The sequence below is a fragment of the Psychrobacter sp. CX10 genome, from assembly GCF_057621575.2.
Window position 1 is genome coordinate 2,776,567 of the sequence record NZ_CM177736.1, and the last position, 15,932, is coordinate 2,792,498.

12 protein-coding genes and 1 tRNA gene are annotated in these 15,932 nt (G+C 41.0%); 6 read left to right on the forward strand and 7 right to left on the reverse strand.

All coding sequences use genetic code 11. From position 1 onward, the window contains the following. The first annotated feature begins 316 nt into the window (after positions 1-316). From AC21OH_RS11255 to AC21OH_RS11270, 4 genes are all read left to right on the forward strand, one after another. Positions 317-808, forward strand: coding sequence for a DUF3015 family protein (locus AC21OH_RS11255; protein ID WP_487369861.1), 492 nt, complete (start codon positions 317-319; stop codon positions 806-808). A 338-nt stretch (positions 809-1,146) separates the two neighbouring features. Then, positions 1,147-3,273 carry an Lnb N-terminal periplasmic domain-containing protein gene (locus AC21OH_RS11260; protein WP_487369860.1) on the forward strand — a complete coding sequence of 709 codons (2,127 nt, stop codon included), beginning with the start codon at positions 1,147-1,149 and terminating at the stop codon, positions 3,271-3,273. Positions 3,274-3,465: 192 nt separating this feature from the next. Continuing rightward, positions 3,466-4,491 carry a DnaJ C-terminal domain-containing protein gene (locus tag AC21OH_RS11265; RefSeq protein WP_487369859.1) on the forward strand — a complete coding sequence of 342 codons (1,026 nt, stop codon included), beginning with the start codon at positions 3,466-3,468 and terminating at the stop codon, positions 4,489-4,491. A gap of 68 nt (positions 4,492-4,559) precedes the next feature. After that, positions 4,560-4,886: a chaperone modulator CbpM gene (locus tag AC21OH_RS11270; protein ID WP_486535228.1), complete on the forward strand. Its 327-nt coding sequence runs from the start codon at positions 4,560-4,562 to the stop codon at positions 4,884-4,886. Positions 4,887-5,176: 290 nt separating this feature from the next. Here AC21OH_RS11270 and sstT read toward each other — a convergent pair whose 3' ends face one another. The 3 genes from sstT to AC21OH_RS11285 form a co-directional block, all read right to left on the reverse strand. Then, complete coding sequence (sstT, locus tag AC21OH_RS11275; RefSeq protein WP_487369858.1) at positions 5,177-6,388, reverse strand: serine/threonine transporter SstT; 1,212 nt, start codon at positions 6,386-6,388, stop codon at positions 5,177-5,179. Between the two features lie 446 nt (positions 6,389-6,834). Next, on the reverse strand, positions 6,835-7,446 hold the full coding sequence (locus AC21OH_RS11280; RefSeq protein ID WP_487369857.1) for a DNA polymerase III subunit chi: 612 nt from the start codon (positions 7,444-7,446) through the stop codon (positions 6,835-6,837). Between the two features lie 95 nt (positions 7,447-7,541). Beyond that, a complete protein-coding gene (locus AC21OH_RS11285; protein WP_487369856.1) occupies positions 7,542-9,215 on the reverse strand; it encodes a leucyl aminopeptidase in 1,674 nt (557 codons plus the stop codon). Between the two features lie 828 nt (positions 9,216-10,043). Here AC21OH_RS11285 and AC21OH_RS11290 point away from each other — a divergent pair. Both AC21OH_RS11290 and AC21OH_RS11295 read left to right on the forward strand, forming a co-directional pair. After that, a complete protein-coding gene (locus AC21OH_RS11290) occupies positions 10,044-11,636 on the forward strand; it encodes an LptF/LptG family permease (RefSeq protein WP_487369855.1) in 1,593 nt (530 codons plus the stop codon). Continuing rightward, the gene (locus AC21OH_RS11295; RefSeq protein ID WP_487369854.1) at positions 11,633-13,120 is read left to right on the forward strand and encodes an LptF/LptG family permease; all 1,488 of its coding nucleotides are present in this window, start codon (positions 11,633-11,635) and stop codon (positions 13,118-13,120) included. Before AC21OH_RS11290 ends, AC21OH_RS11295 begins: the two co-directional genes overlap by 4 nt. A gap of 333 nt (positions 13,121-13,453) precedes the next feature. Here AC21OH_RS11295 and AC21OH_RS11300 read toward each other — a convergent pair whose 3' ends face one another. From AC21OH_RS11300 to AC21OH_RS11315, 4 genes are all read right to left on the reverse strand, one after another. Continuing rightward, positions 13,454-14,062, reverse strand: a complete 609-nt coding sequence (locus tag AC21OH_RS11300; RefSeq protein WP_487369923.1) for a class I SAM-dependent methyltransferase — start codon at positions 14,060-14,062, stop codon at positions 13,454-13,456. Positions 14,063-14,184: 122 nt separating this feature from the next. Beyond that, entirely contained in the window at positions 14,185-14,877 is a 693-nt protein-coding gene (locus tag AC21OH_RS11305) for a phosphoglycolate phosphatase (protein WP_487369852.1), read from the reverse strand. Positions 14,878-15,007: 130 nt separating this feature from the next. Further along, positions 15,008-15,508, reverse strand: a complete 501-nt coding sequence (locus tag AC21OH_RS11310; protein ID WP_487369851.1) for a DUF4385 domain-containing protein — start codon at positions 15,506-15,508, stop codon at positions 15,008-15,010. A 197-nt stretch (positions 15,509-15,705) separates the two neighbouring features. Next, a tRNA-Phe gene (locus AC21OH_RS11315) sits at positions 15,706-15,781 on the reverse strand. Positions 15,782-15,932 lie beyond the last annotated feature (151 nt).

Here is a 15,932-nt window from a genome sequence, read left to right on the forward strand (position 1 = left end):
TATTGGTTTTGATACTTAGTAAGCTAAATGTATTTATAAAACTTAAATTAAACATACAAGTATTAAACCTTATAAGGTTATAAGAAAATCTTAATAAAAAATACGCTATAATTGTTAGTAATTTTTATCAGTACGTTAAGCCAATATATTTTTTTCTTGCTATCTGCTTACTATATTGTAAAATTGAAATACAGGTTAACAAAGTGTTAAATATTAGATCGACCGATATTAAAGTTATTTAATCTGTTAAATATCATACATCTATCATTCATTTAATTAATGTGCGTAGTTTAGAGTGCATTTATAAGGAAATAATATGTTAAAGAAAATTGCTATCGCTTCACTTGTTGCTGCTATGCTTCCACTAGGCGCTGCTAATGCTGATCTAGGCTCAAAGTTTAAGTCAGAAGAAACGGGTCGTACGATTGAGCAAATCTACAAAGAGTGTGGTTTAGGCGGCGCTTTATTTGGTAATTCAAGCCCGATCTTAGCTATTATAAGTAACGTTACATGGGATTTAGGTACGACAGCGGCAATCTCTGACTCTATGTCACCTGACCAGTGTCAAGGTGGTAACGTAAGAGCCGCAGTCTTAATTAATGAAGCATTCCCAAGTGTCGAAAAAGACTTAGCTTCAGGACAAGGTGCGCATTTATCAGCCCTACAAGATGTTGCTAACTGTGATTCTGTAGCAGGTGTACGTGCACAATATGGTCAGTATACGCAATCATCTGCATACACCACTGCAACTCAAGATCAAAACGCACAAGCATTATATAGCATTGTTCAAAACAGCTGCGCTATGTAATTTGACGAGCGAATATATTGGCGCTTTATAGATAGCTTTATAATGATATTAAAAGCACGTAAACTAAGTGGTTTACGTGCTTTTTGATGCTATGCTTTTTGATGACATTGCTTTTTGATGACATTGTTTTTGATGTTTAAATGGTAAGATTTATAGAGAATACAAAATCTGACAATTAAATTATCAAGTAAAACGATAAATGATCGCAAACGCTACACATAGTAAGTCTAGCGAGTTTTACAAAAATAGGTTGTCTTTTAAAAAAGGTATAACAAGGCATAATGTTGGATAGGAACACTATATACCGTAATAAGGGAGTGGTAAGTAGTTTGATAGGTATGAATGTTTATAGAGTCGCCACAGTTATGCCATTTGTTGGTATTGTTATTTCAGGTATGATGGGGTTAAATGCGATAGCCGCTACTAATATGCCAGACAAGACTGACGCTGTGCAAAGCACGCCTGTATATGACCATATTAGCAGTGTCAATAGCCATAATCATACCAATAGCCATGTCAATACCCTTAAACACGATCTTTCGCCTTCCATAGGCTCAAGCATACAAAGCAATAAAGTCGATGACAGCACCCCGTTACTCGGTCAACGTCAGTCGCTGCAAGAGCTTCAAGCGTTAAATCATATTAGCGTAAACACGACCAGACTAAAACAGCTCGCTGAACACAAACAGTGGCAACATTTACTGTTTTATAAAAACGGTAAAGCCGAGGTTATCTCCGATGGGTTTTATTTAACACATTCACAAGATACGGATGCTCGTGATTTTGATCCTTACAAAGAGTTAGTAGCCATAGTGGCGCAGCGCAATAATAAAGATGTGGTATGTCAGTTTCCTGCACGCTATTTTTGGCTCAACCATCATATCGATTCTTTGAATATCGATCTTAGCCAATGTTCTCAATTGCCTAACCCCAATCAAAGTATCAGCTTAATGCTGGTAAGTAATTATTTAAAAAATCCTGCCTCCTCATTCGGTCACGTACTGGTCAAAACCAATGACCCTAGCCGCTCAACTATGGCGGAATCTGCTATAACGAAATCTTCACACAGCACGCTATCAAGTAAAGACTTATTGAATAATTCATATAATTTTGGTGCTCGCATACCCCCTAATGAAAATGGGGTGTTATATGCCATAAAAGGCTTGTTTGGTATATACGATGCAGGGTTTGCAGAAGCGGAGTTTTTTAAACAAGATGCGGTGTATTCCAAAAGTGAACAGCGTGATATGTGGGAGTATGAGCTTAATTTAGATGATTTTGACACGCAGCTGCTAAATTATCATTTATATGAAGCCAAGTCTGCACGCTTTGATTACTATTTCATCAAACAAAATTGCGGCTATCGCTCAGGTGAGATACTCGAACTGATTAGTGATATACAAACTACAGATCGTTTGGGGCCGTGGTATGCGCCAGATTATGTGTTTGATCAGTTGATTGAGTATGATGACACTGCATCAGACCCCTTGATTGCCTCGGTACGCTATATGCCATCAGAGCAAACACAGCTTAGGCACACTTTTGGGCAACTGCCCAAGCCTGTACAGCAAAAAGTGAATGAGATTATAAGGATTAAGGACAAATCTTCAATTGATGTCTTGAATGCTTTGGATGACTTAGAGTCGTTTGATGACCATCAAAAAACACTCACGTTAGATTATTTAATATTGCACCAGACCTATAAGCTCTCTCAAGAAGATACGCCCCAAAGACAAGCGTTTAAGAAGCGGCTGATCAGTGAGCGTTTTAAATTGCCAGAAAGTGATGCGCTTGCTAACTTAAAGGTTCCCAATAAGCCGTCTCCTGCGCTGAGTAATAAAACGGCGCAAACTCAGATAACACTGTCAAAAGATTTGGCCCAAATTGGACTGTCCTTGTTTGTTAAAGACCCTTTAAATAGTTATACAGATATTAACAAGCGCTTTGAAGCTGTTAAGACCACTGCCGCGTATGATTGGGATGAACATGTTTGGACGCTTAACGATTTTGTCTTTTTGGACATGCAGCAAATCGAAGATTTGGCTCAACCATTGGCAGGCGAGCCCAAACTGTCTTGGCAGTTAAAAACAGGGGCACGAACCGATCCTTTCAATAACAATGCTCATCGCCCTTATTTAAAAGGGGGTATTGGTGGCGGCGCTATGTTCGGCGATAAAGCATTAGGTTATGTGATGACCAATGCGGTATTTCATGATCAGCAGGATAAAATAGACGCCAGTATCGAATTTGGTATGCGTATCAAAAGCGGTGGTCAGGCAGCAGAGCTTAGTTATCATCATACGATACGTAAAGGCGAAGACGCAGTTGCAAAAGCGCAACTGGCATTGCGTCAACAGCTTGCAAAAAATGACGACGTTAGACTACGCATAAGTCATACTCAAAATGACAATCTACCTGATCAAGAAGGCATGAACGCGAATGTAGCCTGGCATCATTATTGGTAAAATTTAAAATTTAAAATTTAAAGTTTAAAGTTTAAAGTTTAAAGTTTAAAGTTTTAAAAATATAAAAACATGAAAAGTAAAAAATGAATAGGTACTAAATAGACCTCATAGCTACTTGTCACTTGAAATTACTTTAATGTATATCCATTCATCACTCATAATAAAAGCACAGTCATCTTAAGGATAAAAACAATGGCAGAAAAGAGTTTTTACGATATCTTGGGCGTGAGTAAAGATGCGACAGAAGCGCAAATCAAAAAAGCGTATCGCAAACTGGTGAGAAAATATCATCCGGATGTGTCCGATGCACCCAATGCCGATGAAAAGATTGCAGAGATTAATAATGCGTATGAAACCCTAAGAGATGAAGAAAAACGCGCAGAGTATGACGCTGTTCAATCCAGCCCATTTGGTAGAAGTGGCGGATTTACAGGCGGTTTTGGCGGCGGCGGTAATCAGTCTGGTGGGTTTAGATGGGAGGATATTAAAGATCAATTTGGTGAGGGGGCGCCCTTTGGTAGTGGCAGCTTCCGCTTTGATGATATCTTTTCTGCTTTTGGTGCCGGCGGTGCGCAGTCAGGTCCGCAATCTAAGCAATCTGGCACTTCTGGCTTTGAAGGTTTCGAGCAGTTTAGCGGCGCTTTTGATCAGTCTGGTTCAACGCCTGGGCAAGATCAACATGCTGAGATTTCAGTGAGCTTGGCTTCTGTGTATAAAGGTGATGATTATAGTATCAAATTAAATGTGCCTACCAGACAGTCCGATGGCACTATTGCTCAAGAGCAAAAGACGTTAAAAATCAAAATTCCAAAAGGTATTACCGAGGGTAAGCAAATTCGCTTAAGTGGACAAGGTGCTGCCAGTTATGCCGGCGGTAAAAATGGTGATTTATTTTTAAAAGTTACCATTGATCACCCAAGCAATATTCGCTTAGAAGGGGCCGATGTCTATCAAACTGTCAATATCACACCATGGGAGGCAGCACTGGGCGAGAAGATTAATGTCAATACGCCTGCTGGCACGTTGGGCGTTAGCATTCCTAAAGATAGTAAATCAGGCAGTCACTTACGGGTAAAAGATAGAGGTATTCCTGCCAAAAACCCAGGGGATTTGTACCTAACGCTAAACATTGTTAATCCAAAAGTTTCGACAGACGCCCAAAAAGATGCATTTGATGCATTAAAAGCAAGCTTTGCAGGTACCAGTATAAAGCGTTAATAAGGTTTGCAGCTTAAAATATTATAAACCGATAAAACAGATAGCATAATAATAAAAAGGATGTGACCATGCGACACTCTAATGAATTTAATGACATTATCATGACCTTAGATGAGCTTATTCAAGCATGCGGACAAAATCCCGATTGGGTTATGGCCTTAATTGAAGAAAATGTGATCGAATATGATGTGCCAGACTCTCGTAAATTCACGGGGTATCAACTGGCTACCGTTCGCCGTGCATCTCGCTTAAGCCGCGATTTTGATGCCAGTATTCCTGCTATTGGCTTGATTCTAGAATTGTTGGATGAAGTAGAGCAGCTACGCCAGTTTAAGCGCCAATGGGAATCACAAGATAGTAGCCAGCAGATAATCGAGATTGATATCGATCAATAGTGGGTGCACAAGCCTATAGTCGATGCACAATCAATTCGATGCACAATCAATTCGATGTACAATCAAATAGTCAGTACAGTGTTAATGTTTAATACTTGTTGCACATAAAAGCCTCATCGACTGATGAGGCTTTTTATAGTCAGCGAGCTACTAAACCGTTACGGCGTTAACCTCGCTAAGCCTACCCTCTCATGGTGGGGCATTAATTGCACTAGGTTGACTTGTCACCATTTTAAACTTGTTTGACTATAGGTTTTAAGCGTGTTTGTTTAGTTATTTTTATAATAACGCTATCTTTTCATAATAGGATCAGCGGCCGCAGTAAAGAGTACATCGGTAGAGGAGTTAAGCGCAGTTTCTGCCGAATCTTGAACCACACCAATAATAAATCCGATTGCAACAACTTGCATCGCCACTTCGTTAGGTATATCAAATAAACTCGCCGCTAAAGGAATCAGCAGCAATGAGCCCCCTGCCACACCAGAAGCACCGCACGCACTAACCGTAGCCACCACACTTAATAGAAGGGCAGAACCAAAGTCTACATGAATGCCTAGCGTATGCGCTGCAGCGAGGGTTAAAACGTTAATAGTGATTGCCGCACCTGCCATATTAATAGTAGCACCTAGGGGCAAGGTAACCGAATAGGTATCTTCATCCAAACCAAGCTTAGCAGCAAGGTTCATATTGACAGGAATGTTCGCCGCAGATGAGCGGGTAAAAAAGGCGGTAATTCCAGATTCTCTTAGACAGCGAAACACTAAGGGGTAAGGGTTTTTACGAATATTAAATGCCACAATAATTGGGTTTACCACCAGCGCTATAAATAGCATACAACCCAATAATATGGCCAGCAATCGCGCATAGCCTAATAGTGCATCAAAACCAGTTTCGGCGACTGTATTAGCCACCAAACCTAAGATACCAAGAGGGGCAAAAGCAATCACAAAGCGCACCACACTAGAAATAGCTTCTGCCAAATCTGATACCATCGTACGGGTGGTTGTGGACGCTTTGCGTAAGGCAAATCCTATCACTATCGCCCATGCTAATATGCCCATATAGTTGGCGTTGGCCACTGCACTAACCGGATTATCCACCAAATTCATCAACAGCGTCGTTAATACTTCTTGTAATCCTGTAGGAGGCGCTCGGTCAACAACTGCCTCAATCGTGTTGAGACCTATAAGTTCAGTTGGAAATAAAAAGCTCGCTGTAACCGCGGTCAATGCAGCGAGAAAAGTCCCAAATATATACATGATGAGTACTGGCTTAACATGAACCTTGCTTTTACTTTGGTGTTGGCTAATGGCGGCCATGACCAACACAAATACTAAGATTGGCGCCACTGCTTTTAAAGCACCGACAAATAAAGATCCAAGTAAGCCCAGTGCAATACCTACCGAAGGTAACAGCCACCCTACCAAGACACCAATCACCAGCCCAACAACAATAAGTGGCACCAGTCCTATACGTTGGTACATATTAACGATGGCATTCATAAACGCTCCGAATAAAGGGTATTATCTAAATGTATAGAGGATGAATCGAATAAGCACTTATCGACACTCCTATAGGTCTCTAATAACAGGTTTTTAATAAAAGATTTCTAATAAAAGATGCTTAAGGATTCAATCTGTGAACCGATTATACAAAAGATGACCTTATCTGCAAAATTTTGAACGAGATATGGACAAAATATATGATAAATAGAGGTATTTTACTGATAGAGATATTTTGCTTATGTAATTGTTTGCCTATTCCAGTCTATATCTATAGGTAATCTGTTTTAAATCACATTTTATTAAGATACTATAGTCAATGAAGTCTAAAATGGTGACAAGGCAACCGAGTGCAAATGCTACACCTGTAGGCTTAGCGAGATTAACGCCGTAACCGTTTAGGTGTTCGCTGACTATAATAACTAGCTTGGCTTACCACTAATACATCAGTTAATAGGAAAATACTTGAGTTCAAAACCCAAATCGCGATAAATTCGATATTTGTCACGGCCTTGCTGCTTGCTGGTTTCATCAGGCGTGATAATTTCTAACACTCGATCAGGTAATATAGATAAGTTAGTCAAAGGGAGTGCGGTCGCCGCAAGATTGAGTACAACACCATCAAATCCATTAGGAAAATTTGAAATGAGAGTTACAGGAGCGGACAATTGCTCAGCATCAATTTTAGGATCTGTTTCATCATTAGTTTCAGCATCAGTCGTAGCTATAGCAGCGCCATTATTTGAGGCGCTAAGGTGTCCACCGCTATCAAGCTCAATTGAGTTGTGAGGGAGAAATAAGTTGTGAGGGACAAAGCTCACTGGATCAAATGACCATAGCGCTGTATCAAGCTGATTTAGCCGTTTAGTATCATCATCAACAATTACCAAACTCATCTCGCTTTTTTTAAGGACAGTCTGCGTTAATTTACAGACAAAATTAAGCACCGCCTCAGCATTAACCGCTGAAGCAGTGCTCTGCTCATTTGACTCAGTGTTAGCGACTGTTTTATCTTGAGAAATAAAAGCATCGCTTAAGACATAGAAGCTAATTTGCATGTCACCTACTTAATAGGAATGTGCTCATAAAGCAAAGCTCATAGAACCCAATGAGCTTACTTCAAAAAAGAGCGGATACTAAGAATTAGCTTGCATTAAGAATGAGCTAAGTTTTTAAGATATTGCATAAATAAAGGTACAGGACGACCCGTCGCGCCTTTCTCTTTGCCTGATTTCCACGCCGTGCCGGCGATATCTAAGTGCGCCCATGCTTGGTCATCTTTAACAAAACGAGATAAGAAACAAGCCGCTGTGATAGAGCCTGCAGGACGTCCGCCAATATTTTGAAGGTCTGCTATTGGCGAGTCAAGCTGGCTTTGATACTCATCATCAAGTGGCATATGCCATATCAGATCGCCAGATTGATTACTAGCATTTTCAAGCTCGAACAACACGTCTTCATCGTTACTATAAACCGCTGAGCGGATGTGCCCAAGGGCGATCACGCAAGCGCCAGTAAGCGTGGCGACATCGATAATAGCGCGCGGGTTGTAACGCTGTACATAGCATAGAGTATCAGCCAGTACCAAACGTCCTTCTGCATCAGTGTTTAGGATTTCAACCGTATCACCATTCATTGCGGTGACGATATCACCTGGACGTGTGGCTTCACCTGATGGCATATTTTCTGCACATGCCAGCGCGCCCACAACATTAATAGGAAGACGTGCTTCACATAACGCTTTTATGGTACCCAGTACCGACGCAGATCCGCCCATATCAAACTTCATCTCATCCATGGCAGCGCCTGGCTTGATTGAGATACCCCCTGAATCGAAAGTAACGCCTTTACCTACCAATACGATTGGCGCATCTTTATTAACTATTGCAGCGGTGTTGCTATCAGTGTTTTGGCCAGCAGTATCTTGGCCAGTTTTTTTGTTAGCTTTACCTTTGGTGGCTTTTTTGGGTAATTTGTCTACGACAGCTTTCACGTTTTTAGCCAAGGTGCCTGCCAGTCCAACAGGAGTATTATCAGAGGTTTGGTTATTACCTTGATACTCCATAATAACCAGTTGACCTTCACGCGCAGAACCACGTGAGACGGATAAGAAGCAGTCCATTCCTAGCGCTTCCATCTCGCTTTCACCCAGTACAGTAACTTTTAATAAATCCGGATAATGTTCTGCCAGCACGCGCGCTTCATCTGCCATAAACTCTGGGAAACAAACGTTACCTGGTTCGTTTGCAACGTCACGGGCAAGTGACTGACCATCATGTACGGCAAGGGCATAATCGACAGACGCTTGGTCAAACGAGTGCGATAAAATATTGACTTGATGCAGGGCAGGCTCTGAGCGTTTGGCTTTGTATTTATCAAAACGATAGCTTGCATTTAATAGTTCAAGAACAAACTGATGATTGGTCTCAGCAGAAATAACATCGGCGATAGCAAGCGTAAGCTCATCCACTCGTTTGTAAGCCGCATTGTATAGTGCTGAAGTAATTTTTTGTACCTTACTGTTGCTTAGCTTGTTGATATCACCGATACCAACTAATAATAGCTGTAACGGTGCTTTTTTGGCATCTGACGCCAGTGCAAAATCAGCGACAGTTTCACCAACTCTTCCTTTAAAATTCGCTGCTTCAATTAAACCTTTAATGCGGGGTAGATAGGCGTCAAACAAGCCTTCATCATGCCCCAGTATCTTGCCATCTTCGTCAATAAAAACAGCCAGCAATTGAGCGTTCTGGTCTACGTTTGGCGTCTTTTTTAATAGTTTTTTTGGTTTAGGTAGGGTATTTATTACAGATATTGATAAACTCATTATAAATCCTCTTTTTATTGTTAAATGACGTAGTGAGAGTTGAGCCGCTATCTATACATCAAGTTATATACAATAAGGTATATATTATTAGTATTATGAATGCATAGCATACGGTGTAAACCGCTCAAATTAGTACAAGATAGTTTAACATATCAGACATATTAGCAACATGAGCACTTAATCCAACCTCATAACAAACCCTCAAGAGGCTAGCTAATTTACTCTACATATTGCCCTACATATTGACCTATACATTTATATGCTGCTACCTAATGCTCCTATATAGGCTGCTATCTAAATTCAGTTATCAAAATTGACATCTAAGCTACGATAATCTGATAACAGTCATGATAAAATATGCACCGAACTTAAGCTTAAACTTACTTGGACTTAATGCGCGTATTGATAGCTCTTATTTATGGCTTATATTGATGAAATGCTACATTTTTTGAACCACACGCTATAGGTCATATGTAGTCTAGTTAAGTTTTAACCGCGTAGTTTTATTAAGAGTAGTTTTATTAAGAGTAGTTTTATTAAAGATACGCTCTAGCATATCTTTAAATAGCATTTATAATGTACGCTTAGTGTTTTGGCTTAGTAGAAATATGATACCGATTTTGTCATTATGCTCTCTAAATATTTATGTTAATTGTTTTAAAGTGACTGCATTAAAGCGAGCAAGTTTAAGTACTGCTCATGTAGCCTAGCATGATTAAAACCGTAACCGTTTAGGCGGTTGCTGACTATACAAAACGACTTCTAACAATATTCGTCAATCCTCAATTTTTATAATAACCGAGTGTGCCTGTGATCTTACGCCGTTATATGACCCAGCAAGTGGCTTCGACTACCGCATTAGTCTTGGGGTTTTTGCTTGTATTGCTATTGGGTGGACGTATGATTCGCTACTTTGGCATTGCTGCTGAAGGGCGTTTAGACGTAGGCTTACTGTTTGCTATTATCGGCTACAACTTACCTTATTTTCTAGAATTGGTATTGCCCTTATCCTTCTTTATTGGGCTTATGCTAGTGTTTGGCCGACTCTATGTCGATCATGAAATGGCGGTACTAAATGGAAGCGGTATTTCGCGCGGCCGATTGGCACGATTAATGACGCCGCTTATCGTTCTTTTAATTATAGTGGAAGCAGGGTTATCGTTATATGCAAAGCCTTGGGGAGTGCGCAATACAGACACCATTTGGCAGCAGCAATCATTGAGTAGTGCTTTTGATTTGATAAGGCCGCAGCAGTTTATTAGTAGTGGGGATTATCATTTATATGTCGGTGATATGAATGAGGATAGAACAGAATTACAAGATGTTATCTTGATACAGACTGCTGATAACAGCAGTAAAGACCAAGCTTTGGGTCCAAATACAGCGAGTGACGACAATGCCAATCATCAGGAACAGTTTCAACAGGAACAGTTAGAGGACCAGACAGCATCGGCACTGCCCATTAGCGAGGCATTGTCAGAAGATTTAACCCATTCCAATGCTATTAATGAAAAAAATGCTGAAGATCAGTTAGATTTAGAAAATAATAAGATTGTCACCAGTCTTACCAATCCTATAGCCGCTACCCAGTCTAATGAAGTTCATGCAGAAAATGGCGCAGTTAGCGACAATGAGAGCGACGTTGAGAGTGAAACGGTCATCACATATAAAGATGTAATCAGCAGCGACGACACGTTATCTGACAGTACATCTAATGTAGTTAGTACCAGCTCAGATCCTAAGCGAGATACGTTAGTGATGGCCAAACGCGCGGTACAAGTTCAAGGTGTTGAGAACAGCAACAAGACACAGCTGGACTTGTATCAGGGTCGCCGTTATGAGGTAGATGCTGATAGCTTGGTTTATAATGAAGTGAGCTTTGAGCGCTATCGTATCAGTCTTGAGCGCCCACCAGCAGATGTTGTCAGTGAGGACAATGTGGCGACGCAGCCACTGGCCGTATTATGGAAAGTAGCAACAGGAAGGGATTTACCTTTATCTGCGAACACTTCAACGCCTGAGCTTACTACCGACAATGCGGGTGGACCAGTAATAGCTGCTCAAGCTGAGCTTGGCTATCGTTTTGCCCTGCCGTGGCTGATACTCATTGCACCTATGCTCGCTGTCCCATTGGCTCAAGTGCGGCCACGGCAAGGGCGCTGGCTACGCATAGTACCTGCTATCATGATTTTTACCAGTTGCGCCTTGGTTATTATTTCTATCAAAAGCTCGGTGGCGAAAGGCAACCTACCCGTATGGATAAATGCCGTTGCCATCTTTGCCTTTATTGCACTGGCCTTGTATCTGAACTGGGCGAGCCGTATACATCACCGTGTTCGATTTAGATTAGGTCAACGAGAGTTAAATAAAAACATGAATTCATCAGTTCATGAGGATCAATCAAAAGGAGGACGGTCTTGAAAAACATATTTAAAGACCGTACGGCTTCTTTGGAATCAGTACGACCGGGAACAATTTTACCCCGATACGTTAAAAAAAGTGCCTTATTTGCGATGTTGTTTGCTGTCTTAGGCTTATGGGCATTGCAACTGGTATTTGCGTATCTTGCTGAATTAGAAGACTTTAGCGACAGTTATACTTATTTGGATGCGATAAAGTATATTTTTTACCGTTCGCCCTATTTTTTAGAGCAGTTCACGCCCACAGGCGCACTTTTGGGCGCCGTAATTGGGCTTGGTCTATTAGCCAACAACGCTGAGCTGATGGTAATGCGGGCATCGGGGCTAAGTATTTATCGCATTGTTGGCTGGGTATTGCAGCCCGCATTTATCTTTGTGCTTTTGGCGCTTGTCATCAATCAATATGTGCTACCCCAAACCAACCTTATGGCCAGTCAAATTCGTAAACCGGACACCGCATTACTGGCGTCGGTAAATGGGTACTGGACGATTCAAGAAGCCCCTCAAGTTACTCAAGCTCCTAATATTCCTCAGTCTTCACAGACGTCAGAAAATGGGCATAATGCGCAAGATAACGAGCAAGTTAATAGCGCCTCAAATAATAATGGCGTCTCCAATGGGCATAATATCCTATATATCGATTATGCAGATGCTAACGGTAATATCGGACAGGTAAAACGTTGGCATTTAAATGGAGACAATGACTTAACTGCTGTATCCAAAGCTTCCGGTGGCACCTATGTGGCACAATCTGATGCGCAGACGCTCCCGATGGGCGGACAAAACAGTGAAAGTTCTGCTGATCAATCTGCCCTTGAGGGATTAGATATAATCAATCACCAGTGGCAGCTAAACGATGTGACCACAGTGACTTTGGCCCAGCGCTCTGAGATTATGAATCAAAGTCAGGCTCAAAACTTACAAGAACCCATAAAGCCCACATCTACTGATGAGCAAAACAGTCAAGATGATCTAATTCAAGATAACCTGATTCAAGATAACCTGTCCCAAGACAGTACAGCGCAAACATTAGCGGGGGTTCTAACTGATGCCCCTCTCGTGGCACAGCATCATGAAGAACAAGGCACCATGATTTTACCTATTTCGCCAAGTTCGGTTTATTTATTAACCCGCCGTGCTGAAGACTTATCCTTAACTCAGCTCTATGATCATAAACGATTTAATGCCTCGCAAGGCACACGCTCGTTAGAGCATGAGGTAGCATTCTGGCAAAAGCTGCTGTCACCATTTGCGATCCTATCGCTGGTCATTGTCGCTTGCTCATTTGTGTTTGGTTCACTGCGCACCCACAGCTTGGGTCTGCGCATTGTGGTAGCGTTGATTTTTGGACTGCTATTTAGCTATATCCAAGATTTGACCAGCTTTGTATCGTTAGCCACAGGCGCATCTCCGCTGCTGATGGTGTTATTACCTATTATTGGCAGTGCAGCATTGGGCTTATATCTGATTAAGCGCCAAGGATAGAGCAGGATAGGTATGGGTATAGGCCAAGGGTTTATAGGGTCTGTTAGCTTTAAGCCTGTAATATAGTCAAAGAACTACTAAAAGAACTACTAAACGGTTACGGCGTTAACCTCGCTAAGCCTACATGAGTAGTACTTGCACTCGGTTGTCTTGTAACCATTTTAGTTTTCTTCAACTATAGTGTTAATCGTCTCTACACGCTGAATCGCCTAAATGATTTTTAAATGATAAAGCCCCGATCTTAAAAATCGGGGCTTTATCAAAGGTTTGTCAGTATTGGGTATTTTGTGTTATTTTTCTCTTAACTGCTAACTGTTAATTTTTCCTCAATTTTTAATCTTTAATGGCACGAGTAATAGTGTAAGTTTTGCCTTGTTTAACCTTGTCCGCATTACCAAAGACTTCGGTACAAGCCCGTTTCATAAACTGGCGCAGACCATTGATAGTCACCACATAAAACCGACCGCCTGAGCGTAATTTGCTATAGGCATCAAGTAGGTATAAATAGTGCTGCTCTTTACCTACCTTTGCTGGTAGATTGGTCATTACCAGACTAAAATCTTTGTTAGGATCAACATGGTTAAATCCATTTGATAAATGCACGTCAACATTGGTTAAACCATTTTTCTGACAGTTACGACGGGCATATTCGACCGCCATAAAGTCTTTATCAATCAAGGTATGCTGACCCTGTGGGCATTCACGCGCCGCCGCCATCCCAAGCACGCCATAGCCACAACCTAAGTCGATTGAATCATCATCAGGTTGAAAATCAATATAGTCGAGTAGCATCAAGCTACCTGCGTCTAGTTTTTCAGGTGAAAAAATACCCCATGTGGTGGTGAAGTGCATCGGTTTGCCCAGCACGTCTTGAGTAAATGTGATGTCTTCGCGCCAATGTTTGGCTTTTTCTAATAAGTCAGCAGGGGGCTGGTGTGTCATCTGATCTGTCATTTAAAAACCTTTCGTATGAATAAAACTTATATAGATATAGATATAGGTATAGACGATAAAAAATTATAGTTAATAGTAGAGAGGGTAAGGGCTATTTGAAATAAATCGCATTATGCATAGCTTGCAATGACCCAATCTACCAAACTTTTAAAATCATCAAACGCGGCAGTTGGATTTAGCTCACGGATATCTTGGCCGTAATTATACCCATATGACAGGCCCAATGTGTCGATGTTAGCGTTTTTACCAGCTTCAATATCATTTCTCGAATCACCAATCATGACAGCTTTCGCAGGCTTTATATTTAAGTGCTTACATACATGCAGTAACGGGGTAGGGTCTGGTTTTTTTACGCTTAGACTATCACCGCCAAGCACTTGTTCGAACGTGTCTTGCCAACCAAAGGTTTGCAATATCTTTGGCACGAATCTAATCGGTTTATTAGTCACTAAAGCTAACGTAAATCCCGCTTGTTTTAGCTGCTTTAATCCTGAATCAACGTCAGGATAAGCCACCGTGTTTTGACCGCTTATGTTGTTATAAGCTTCAAAAAATACCTGTTCGGCATGATCAGCGTCAGCTTTACTTAATTGGCCGTCTGTCACCTCAACATCACCTACCAAAGCACGCTCAACCAGCATACGAGAGCCATTACCAACCCAATTGCGGATAGTGTCAACTGCATAGGTCGATTTTCGTAAGGTTGTTAGCATTTCATTGACGGCTTGAGCCAAATCAGGAACGCTATCGATCAACGTACCATCAAAATCAAAAATTAGCAGTTGTTTGTCTAGATCTGTCATAAGATTCTCAGGTTTATATTGTTTTAAGCAATCAGTTTAATTGATGTGTGCAATGAATTTGCAGTAATTTAGAATTTTAAGCGACTGTATTTATTTTTAGAGACTTACATTATTGTATTTAAAATAGCCTTTATTCAACGTCTTTGTATTTCTCACGGTGCGCTTTTTTCATTTTCAAATAAGTCTTATTTTCTCGGCACAAATCCCATTTTTGTTTAAAGATACGTGCAGACTCGGCTTTGATAGGATCTTCTTCATCTCGTGGTAATTCTTCGCGGCCATGCGCACCACTTTGACCTTTTTTATCATCGGGTACAGGGCCCTTGTATTTTTTACCGCCCTTGTGATTGGCATAACGCCTAGCACGTGTATAGCCCATTTGTAAGAACTTACGCGCCATGTCTGCGCCAACAAAGTCATCATTGTCCAGATACTCTAAAAACATCTGATAGATGACATCGCTACTCTCTTGGGCGACATCAGGGGTAGCAAAGCGCCAGTGTGGTAAAATCTCAGATTTATAAGGCTCAACCAATAACACGCCTTGTTCACCGCGTCCTACTCGGTACAGTTCAGGCTGCTCACGAAGATTTAGATTTTTGTAGTCTAAGTCGTAGTCAAATTCACGCATAATAAGTCGCACATCATTAGATTAAGATTAGTCGCTAAGACATCAGGATAGAAGCTTAGAACTATTTAGTATACCCAGTGATGTAGAACAGTAAATATGGACTGTGTAACCCAAGCTTAGTTCATCATCTAAATATCAGCCATAAAAAAACCCCCAAACTATGAGTAGCTTGAGGGTTTCGCAATTTGGCAAAAAGATGGTGGCTCGAGGCAGAATCGAACTGCCGACACAAGGATTTTCAATCCTTTGCTCTACCAACTGAGCTATCGAGCCGTCTTTATGAGGACGCTATTAAACTAAATATTAGATGACCTGTCAACCTTTTTTTCAAAAATAGATGAAATAAACAAGATTTCGCGGTTGGATGATTGGTTTAAAGTTTTATATCATTTTACCTTATACCCTTTGTCTTAGATACGGACGG